The 2,840-nt window shown below is 50.1% G+C and carries 4 protein-coding genes and 1 pseudogene; 1 reads left to right on the forward strand and 4 read right to left on the reverse strand.

What is annotated here, in order from left to right; translation table 11 throughout:
- Window positions 1-213 (reverse strand): glycosyltransferase (locus tag NZ772_16730; GenBank protein ID MCS6815201.1); only part of this gene is annotated, 213 nt, incomplete at its 3' end.
- Between the two features lie 86 nt (window positions 214-299).
- Here NZ772_16730 and NZ772_16735 point away from each other — a divergent pair.
- Window positions 300-528, forward strand: a pseudogene (locus NZ772_16735) (IS4 family transposase).
- Window positions 529-613: 85 nt separating this feature from the next.
- Here the strand turns inward: NZ772_16735 and NZ772_16740 are convergent.
- The 3 genes from NZ772_16740 to NZ772_16750 are packed head-to-tail and all read right to left on the reverse strand — an operon-like array spanning window position 614 to window position 2,615.
- On the reverse strand, window positions 614-1,564 hold the full coding sequence (locus tag NZ772_16740; GenBank protein ID MCS6815202.1) for a glycosyltransferase: 951 nt from the start codon (window positions 1,562-1,564) through the stop codon (window positions 614-616).
- On the reverse strand, window positions 1,561-2,475 hold the full coding sequence (locus NZ772_16745) for a glycosyltransferase (GenBank protein ID MCS6815203.1): 915 nt from the start codon (window positions 2,473-2,475) through the stop codon (window positions 1,561-1,563). The genes NZ772_16740 and NZ772_16745 overlap by 4 nt, the downstream gene beginning before the upstream one ends.
- Window positions 2,475-2,615 (reverse strand): hypothetical protein, encoded by a 141-nt coding sequence (locus NZ772_16750; GenBank protein MCS6815204.1) that lies wholly within the window; start codon window positions 2,613-2,615, stop codon window positions 2,475-2,477. Before NZ772_16750 ends, NZ772_16745 begins: the two co-directional genes overlap by 1 nt.
- Window positions 2,616-2,840 lie beyond the last annotated feature (225 nt).

The following is a 2,840-nucleotide window of genomic DNA, read 5'->3' on the forward strand; positions in this document are numbered from 1 at the left end:
GCCACGGTTTTTGCGGCTAATCAAACGAATGCGACTATCTTGGGCGGCATATTTCTTGAGGATGGTCAAGGAGCGATCAGTAGAACCATCATCAATAATCACAAACTCAAAGTCGGTAAAGGTCTGTCCTAAAATACTCTCTACTGCTTGAGCTAAGTATCGTGCTGTATTGTAGACGGCCATTACTACGGAGACCGTTGGTTGGTTGCTCATGAAGGTCTAGTCTAAGTACAAAACCTCTATAAACCAAGTTACTCTACTTCGAGCCGCTTTGCGAACCCACTGGAGATGGCATGGGACTAATTGCAGACTATGCTAAACGCTAGTCGGTTGCAACCTTATTTGGTATTTCCAAGACCTGTGAATTCTGCCTAGAACCAACTCACCTGAGTAATTCTGAACGATTAAGTAAATTCCTTGCTCTCCTCTCGCTTGCCTCATGCTGGGCTTTTCTAGGGGGCGAATGGCAGCATTACCTCAAACCTCTAACCCTAAAAACATGGTTGCAGAGCTAAGAGCTTCTTTCGCTAATGGTTTTGACTATCTCTGATCGGACTATCTCTAAAACATTGAGCTCAATTTGGAACAAAAAATGAATGATTTTGTGGATGTCTTACAACTTTTGTCCTGTACTTAGGGGTCTAGTTTTAGGGAGAGGTTTGATGACAGCAATGATTAGCAATTTCCAGCCCTGGATGTTCAGAGGTAGGGTGCAAATGGCTTTAATGCCATAAATGATCGCTGCCCACCGTTGCCGATTCATGAAAAACTGCCAGCCATACTTCACTAGTTGGCGATGGTGAGACAGAGCATCGACTGGTCGCCAAGGCTGGGTTTCGGTAAATTCTCCCTGGATTCCCCGTCGCCGCCATGCCCGCTCGCAGACTAGCCGCTTCATCTGCTGTTGTTGAGCTTGCTTGCGCTCGCTTTCTGACTGGGAATGCTGGCGATATTGGGTAACAGTTGTGGGGAGGTTGGCCAATTTGCCAATTTCTCCTAGCTTTAGCCACAGATCTAAATCTTCTGCTAAGTAAGTAGTGGGGTCGTAGCCACCGACTTGCAGCACTGCCGATCGCCGCATCATAGCAGAAGGATGATTAATCGGGGTTTTGCCGCCCAGAGCAAGACGCTGAATCTCGTCGTTGTCTTCTGCTGCTTGGTAGTGGAACAGGATACGCCCTGCCTCATCGATGAAGTCTTGGGCACCACCGACACAGACCACATCGGGGTGCTGGCGCAAAAAGGCCACTTGTAAGGCAAAACGCTCTGGCATGGCAATATCATCCGCATCCATGCGGGCGATGAATTCTCCCTGAGCTAAAAGCAGCATCTCATTGAGGGCGGCCAGATAGCCCGTGTTGGGGCGGCTGATTAGGCGAATACGATCGTCCTGCTTGGCATAGCGTTGCAGAATGGTAAGGGAGCGATCGGTAGAACCATCATTGACAATCAAAAACTCAAAGTCCCTAAAGGTCTGGTTAAGGATACTCTCTACTGCTTTGGCTAAATAGCGCTGAGCGTTGTAGACAGGCATCAGCACAGAGATAGTTGGTGGCTGAGTCATAGGGATGGCCTCCACAGGGCTGTCTTCAGGTAGGCAACTACCAGCAACTTCCAACTACCTTTTCGCCAGGGTAATGTGGTCACGGCATGACGACCATAGGCGATTGCTTCCGTGCGATCGCGACGCTCCACCGCCTGCCAGCCACAACGCAAAATCATCTCGTAATAGCGCCATTCTGCATCTTCACAAGGTCTAGGAGGCAATCCCCGGCGTTGCCATGCCCGCTGGCACACATCCCTCACGGCTACGGTCATCTGGCGTAGTCGCTGGGCACTAGTGGACTTAGGATGCACCCGATAGTGCAAGATTACCTCTGCTAAGTTTGCGAGTTTACCTCGTTCACCCAAACGCAACAACAGGTCTAAATCTTCTGCTAGGGGAGTAGCGTGATCATAGCCGCCCACCTCGCGGAGAGCAGTATGGCGCATCATAGCACAGGAATGCTGAATTACCGTTCTACCCGACAGTAGGCTGTCCTGAATGTCTGTATCCTCAGTAGGAACTACAATGTGGGTGATAAACTTATCTTGCCCGTTGATCATGTCATAATAGCCACCCACACAAACTACATCAGGATGTTGACGCAGAAAAGCAACTTGGTTGGCCAGCCGACTCGGTAACATGACATCATCGGCATCCATCACAGCAATGAATTCCCCCTGGGCCTGAGCCAGCAGCTCATTGCGGGTAGCAGGAATGCCCCGATGCTCCCGGCTAATCACGCGGATGCGATCGTCCTGCTGAGCATAGGCTTGCAAAATTCCCAGGGAACCATCGGTAGACCCATCGTTCACCACAATCAATTCAAAATCTGTGAAGGTCTGGCACAGAATGCTATCGATCGCCCGACCTAAGTAGCGCTCAGCATTGTAAACAGCCATGACGATCGACACCGTAGGGGTTGAGTTCATTAGGAATAGATCTGGGGTAACGGACTCATCAAGGCAACTATCAATAGTTTCCAGGCTCCTAGTTTCCAGGGGAGTGCTTGTACAGCCCGAAATGCGTAGACGATTGCCGCACCTCGCCGTCTCCATAAAAGAGTTCTCACCCCCACCTTAGATAATACTCACACCAGAGATAATACTCACACCAGAACCTGCGATCCACAGGCCGCCGTAGGGGTATTTCCTTAAACTGCCCTTGGATTACACGCCGCTGCCATGCCCGTTCACAAGCCTCTCGGCAATCAGCAATTTGCTCCAAGTGTTTGCGTTCACTACCGAACCACTATGCTGGCGATACTTTAGCACTGTCGCCTTTAGGTTAGCAAGCT

This window comes from Cyanobacteriota bacterium (assembly GCA_025054735.1).
Classification (GTDB): domain Bacteria; phylum Cyanobacteriota; class Cyanobacteriia; order SKYG9; family SKYG9; genus SKYG9.